Below are 6,271 nucleotides of genomic sequence, written 5' to 3' on the forward strand. Positions count from 1 at the left end.
ATTGAAACCAGTTTGAATTTAGTATCAACAACTATTTGAATTTATTTAGGATAGTGGTAACTCGAGCACACATTTTTTGCCATTATGCCCATCCTGAACAACGTGAAGGATCTCCTCTGGCAATTGGACGAGGAGATTGCCACGTCTTGCTTCGCAAAACTCGCAATGACAAAACCCTAACTAGCCACGCTGCCTAAGAACCAAGCAAAAAAAAACGCCGAAGGGATTAGCTTCGGCGTTCAGAAATTCTGTTTTATTTGCTTAAAACTGACTAGCTGCATCTTCTAGAGAAGATACAACACTTGTCTCCGAAGCATTTTCTTCTGGTGCTACTTCAGAATCTTCTTCGGCATTTTCATCTTCAACCGGTACAGCATCTCCATCGTTAATACTCGAAGCTGTATCAGCTTCTGCTTCCATCATTTTACCGCTTGCTTCAATCACGGTAGTGCCTGTCATAGCGCCAGTGCTTTTGCCAATGCCCACTTTGTACATAATGGCACTGTCTTCACTTGTGCCAAGTTTTTTTGCAGAAAGGGCAACGCTCATCACTTCGCCGTCATCACTTGTAATCACGCTGATATTTCCATCGCGCATTACAGACACGCTGGATTTTCCAGCAATGAGAAGCACTGAACTGTAAGGATCAGCCGCAAGACTCATAACCGCAGAATCAATATTGCCAAGCTTTTCCCATTTGGCAGAGTTTGCAACTGCACTGTAATAGATGTTGCCATCTGCGGTACCAGCAATCAGCACACCATCACGTGAAGTGAGTGTGTAGGTTTCTGACAAGTCGCCGAATTTTGTGAAACTATCAGCTGCACCATCTGGGCTACAGTAAACACCTTCGCTTGTTGCGGCACACACCTTGTTGTCCGAACCTTTTACCAATTCAAGATCATGGATAATTTTTCCGAAGGTTGGATATTCTGAACCAGCACCTTTTTGAGATGAAGTTTTCCAATCGGCGATGAAGCCATCGATATCAAGTGAGCGAATGCCGTTATCTACGGCAACAACAAGCTTTCCATTTGGAAGAGCAACAACATCACACACTTGGGACATGCTGATAGGATCGCCTTTTGCGCTTGCTGAAATTCCACCAACCGTAGAACCTTTGCAGCTATTGTGGAAACCATTCTCCCCTTTTTTGGAAGCAGCTATTGTATATGAAGTAAGCCTTTCCCATTTTCCTTCTGCGTTTGTGTACATCACAAAACCCTTAGTTGCCGCAAACACTTGCGCTGCATTATCTGGACGAACACTCACAGCGTTTACAGCGTAATCGCCAAGTCTTCCCATAAATGCTGCGTTGTATAAACTTGGGAACTTAACTGTTTTTGCAGCACCGCTATCGTACAATCGCACAGAGCCATCTGCATAAGCAGCTTGTTTCATGCCTAGAAATTCGCGGCGCATATCATTTACATCGTAGCTAATACTTGCAACTCCAGTTTCTCCGCTGGAAAGATTTTTTTGTTCAAGGACGAACGCTGTAACTGCTTTTGTTGACCAAGGTTTTCCGCCGCCATAGGTCATTTCAACCATCACTCCTTCAGCTGGTACAGTAACCATGCTTGAAGCTTTTCCATCTACAATTTGAACTGGCGTTCCACCAATTTTCACTTCTTCAATGATGCCTTCAGCGGTTCCTGTTGGAACGCTTGCTGTTACCATCACTTGCTCGCCTTCGAATGCCCATGTTTTTGAAACTTCAAGGTTTGCGAAAGCAGGTGAAGCCAATCGTACTGAAGCGACATCACTTACAACAGAAGAGACTCCTTCAATTGAAGCTGTGATTGTAAAATCTACACTTCCAAAAACAGTACACATAATACTGCCACTGCTTGAGATAGTTCCTTGAGGAAGTTCACCTTCGCACTTAGCTGCAGAAGGTTCAGAAATATCAATGCTCACCAAAGCTGTGCCAGGAGTGGCTGTCCAGCTGACTTCAACTTCACGTTGTGCTGTAATTTCAATTGATGATTGTCCATCAACATAAATATTTGCGCTGAGTTGATCGGCAGGGTTTGTAACAGTAACCGTAAGCTCTTTATGCACAGCATCTTTTCCTGCAGCTGTTGCATCAAGCATACAAGTTGTTGATTCAGTAAGTGGCCCAATAATAGCACAGCCTTTTGCATGAAATGCACCTCGAGTAATCGTTGCCGCTTCGCCATTTTCATCTGCTGGTATGGCAACGCCTTCGCAACCAAAGGTAATCGGCTCACCATTGTCGCACGTAACATTCACCACGGCAGACTCATCATCCACTTCCCATGAAATGGTTGATGTTTGTCCAGGATCTACAGAAACAGGATCAGCGGTAAACATTGCATCAAGCGCGTTGTCAATTTCACCAAGGGTAATGACAGCGGTACGGTGAACATATTCTGTTTCAACATTTTTCTTTACTGCGTAGAGGACAAGGGTTGTGGGTTCGTTAATAGGCCCAATAACTTGTTCGCCACTTAGCCTTCCATCGAGTGGGTAGTGAAGTACAGAATCGGCATCACCGAATGCTTCTTCAGCAGTAATCTCAACATTAGTGCCAATCTTTAAAGCTATTACAGCAGTATCAGCATTGATAATGTTCCACACTACTTTTACAGAATCGCCCTTTTCAACTCTTACTTCAACAACTTCATCGCCTACGCTCTGACTAGGAGTAAGCTGATCAGCCCTCACACGTGACACCTCGAACTTTACGATGCCCGGAACGATGGCAGCAGCTTCACTTTCATCGCGACGATCTGGAAATGTGTTGGCACCATCCGAACATGACACCACTGTCACGAGCATAAGCGCTGCAATCATTAATTTTGCAATCCCTTTTATATTCTTCATATCCCTAATCCCTTCAACAAAGTTTTTCTGTTTGTTAAATCTTATTTATCATTTCCCGTTTAGTTGTCGTAAACAAGTTCAAGCTTAAACACATTGAAGATTGATTCTTGTCCACCAGCAGCGCAAAGCAGATAACTATAAGCTAAGCGGGCGAGTAGTGGCGAACCAAACAATGATGGCGATTCCGTTCCTAAAGTTACCTCATGGCAAGTACTTCCTTTATCAAGGCTTAATGCTCCTACTGCTCCAGCATTTATTGTTACTTCATCTGGTCCTGTACCACCATCTGGGGCAATTCCACTTCCTATAGTAAGGGGATCTTCTTGTGAGCTCAGCATGTATGAAGCAAAAGGCTTCAACGTACCTGGTAGAGCATTCCACAGAACCCTTGCACCAAAGCTTGTTGTAGATTTTTCCTCTTCTGCAGAGTGTCGAAGACCAAGATCTAGCGTAAGATGATCAACTGTTTTGCCACTTTCTCCTGGTTGGGATGTTTGTGTTCTTAAGCCACCACCGATACCATAACCTGTAACGTCGGCTTTTTCTTTTCGACCTGCGAGTGAATAGTACATTGCTTCGAATGAAGGTGTAAGGCTTGCTCCCTCACCTTGTTTAAAGGTGTAAGCTCCGGAAGTATATATATTGAACTGGGTGCCGTCGTAATCAAAGGTCTTTTCCGCATCTGGATCTAGCCTCCATTGTCCAACTTGTGCGTAAGTAAACCCTAAGTTAAATTTGTGGCTGTCGCCTGCAGTGCTTGCCTCAGCTCTAGCTCCCTTGCCAATACTTGAAACATATGCCCAGTGAGCAGCAATAAGCGCTAAGTCAGAATCAAACGCTGGATTGTTTTCGGCGGGACGCGTAGGAATGAACAAAAGTGAAAGCGAAAGCTTCCATGTATCATTTGCAATGCCTTGCTCAAGTTGAAGGAACAGGTTGTGAACTCTATCTACTTTTGCAGAACCTTCTTCAGGAAGGTATGCTGAAACAAGTGGATCAACCGCAAGAGGTGGTTCGCCCACATGCAACAAAGCTCCTTTTGCAGTGAGTGTTGTAGATGCTCCGAGCTTAAATTTTCTGCTTAGAGCTGCAAAAATATCAAAACCGAAATTTTTCTCTTCTCCTGGAACATAAGAGGTATCAGCTTGGAAAAAGAATTTCCAATCTGATTTTTGTTCTGTAGCTACATCTTCAATTTTGAATGTAAGCGTTCCATCTTTAGCAAATGCTGGAGTAAGCTTTACATCGCTAATAGCTTTTTCTGATTTGACAGCTTGAGCAACAGCACTTTGAAGAGCTGCTTCAAATTTAGCTGCAGTTACCGGTGGAAATCCTGCCTCCTCTGCTGCTTTTTGCGTTTGTTGAATGAGGCTTAATGCAGAAGCGTTGGCATCTGCTCTGGAAGCAAGTTGAAGTGAACGAATGGCTTTTTGCCAATCAGCATCAAGTGTTTCCAAGGTGATGGTGTATTCGTCTGAGGCTCTTACTTCTGATTTTGTAACACTTGTAAGTGACAACACTTCATGCGCGTTTGGCGCAACAATAAGTGGCTTCACGGTTTGTACAAAAGCTGCTGTGAATGCGGCTTCTTTTGCTTCATCTTTTATAAGTGCTGCACGGATTGTTTCATCAAGTTTTCCCAAAGCTTCTGTCAACAAGCGTTTCACTTGAACTTGAAGAACAGGATCGCCTTGTAAGTTCAAACCAAACATAACATTTGAAGGAAGACCGATGTCACGGATATTTTTCAAGACTACTTCTCTAATTGAAAGAGCGTCTACAACTTCGTTCATTTCAACTTTCAACACTGCATGATCTTGAAGACCATCGATGATGTCGTTCATTGACGCTTTTGTTTTTGCAACAAGTTGTGAACCAATACTGCCTTCGTCAGTTTCGCTTAAGGCTAGAATTTCAAATTTGTGATTTTGCAACGCTTTCGCGTTCAACACTGCATCAAGGGCTGTAGCATCTTTACTTTTCGCAGCTGCAACTTCAGCGGCAATTGCTGCTTTAATAGCCGTTGCTTTAGTTTTAGTAGCATCATTATTTGCAGCGCGCTCAAGCAAGGCCGACAAGCTCATGAAAGATTTGTAGTCGTTGCCTCGACGAAGCACGATGACAGCTTCTTCATAGAGGCGAACGGCATTATGAGCTGTATCAAGGCTGAGATCTTCGCCGTCTGGAGTAAGCCCATTAAAAAGATCATCCGGAACTGGAACTGGAGCAACAGCAACGCTCTCACTTGGAGACGTTGATTGTTTGTACGATAGAACTGGAGTAAGCTTTGCTAACGCAAGTGGCTTTACGGCATCGTCATTAGCCGGAATTGATTGAACGCTTTCAACAATTTGATCTGCGATTGATCCTCGAATCACCACATCACCAGAAATTGAATCTGGCAACATGCCAATGGCTTGGCGATACAAGCGGCTCATCGCTGCACCTTTATCTGGATTTGTTTCACTTTTCACGGCAAGCGCAACAATAGGATGCAAGCCAATTTGGTAAGCTTCTGAAACTGATGCAATGGGACCAGTTCCACGAAGGGAGTAGTCAACTACCGCTTGAAGGAATTCTGCACGAGAAAGATTGGCATCACCAACAAGCCCATCAAAGCTTGCGTTAGTCAGTGGAGTTTTTCCGTTTTGTTGAGTTGTATGTAGTGCACCTAGGTAATCTCTCCATATAGAATTGCTTGGATCAACTTTATTTCCAAGCTTTGGATGGTTGAGTCGCTCTGCCAATTCAAGAAAAGCTCTGTTTAGTTTCAGAGCGTTTCCCAAATTAACACGACAGGATTCGTTATCTCCACATTGATTGGTATATGCATCAACAAGTGCGCTTTCTTTATCACTACAAGTATTTGCTGCTGTTCCAAGAGCTGTAAGCGGATCTTTGAGCTTTTTTTGCTCAGCGAAGTCATCGAACAAATCTTGTGCATCATCTCTGAGGCGCACTTTGTTATCGAGATATTTTACCGGAAGACCGCCATAACAAAGATATTGAATGTTTCCTTTTTTAATTGAATTTTTTCCAGCTGCAAACATGAACTGCCTCCTTCACGATATATTCCTATGGAATTATGTGAAACTGATTACTCAAATGAATTTCCTAAATTAAAACCACTTGGTTTTGGTGCTGCTTTCGGTTTTGTTGTTGCTGGTTTTCGTGCTGCTTTCACCGGACTTGCTTTTGGCGCTTCAGTCTTTACACCTCTTGCCTCAGCAAGTTGTTCAACCACACGCTTGAACATATCAGCACGATTTTGATTGGTGATGATATTAGGCAAAGATGTTTGCGACCACTCCACCAAAAATTTCAGAGCATCTTCTTTTTTTCCCTGCGTATTTGGATCAGCAATTTGCAACAAAGCCTTTTCAGCGCGATCGAGTAAGAATTTCGCATTGTCACTTTCAAC

Annotated in this window: 3 protein-coding genes; all 3 read right to left on the reverse strand. The window is 43.4% G+C overall.

The features are described from left to right. Nucleotides 1-261: 261 nt before the first annotated feature. Complete coding sequence (locus COV43_08455) at nucleotides 262-2,850, reverse strand: hypothetical protein (protein PIR24811.1); 2,589 nt, start codon at nucleotides 2,848-2,850, stop codon at nucleotides 262-264. A gap of 59 nt (nucleotides 2,851-2,909) precedes the next feature. Continuing rightward, complete coding sequence (locus COV43_08460) at nucleotides 2,910-5,900, reverse strand: hypothetical protein (protein PIR24812.1); 2,991 nt, start codon at nucleotides 5,898-5,900, stop codon at nucleotides 2,910-2,912. Nucleotides 5,901-5,947: 47 nt separating this feature from the next. Then, a partial coding sequence (locus tag COV43_08465; protein PIR24813.1) for a hypothetical protein occupies nucleotides 5,948-6,271 on the reverse strand: 324 nt, incomplete at its 5' end.

Source organism: Deltaproteobacteria bacterium CG11_big_fil_rev_8_21_14_0_20_42_23 (assembly GCA_002796345.1).
Taxonomy (GTDB): domain Bacteria; phylum UBA10199; class UBA10199; order 2-02-FULL-44-16; family 2-02-FULL-44-16; genus 1-14-0-20-42-23.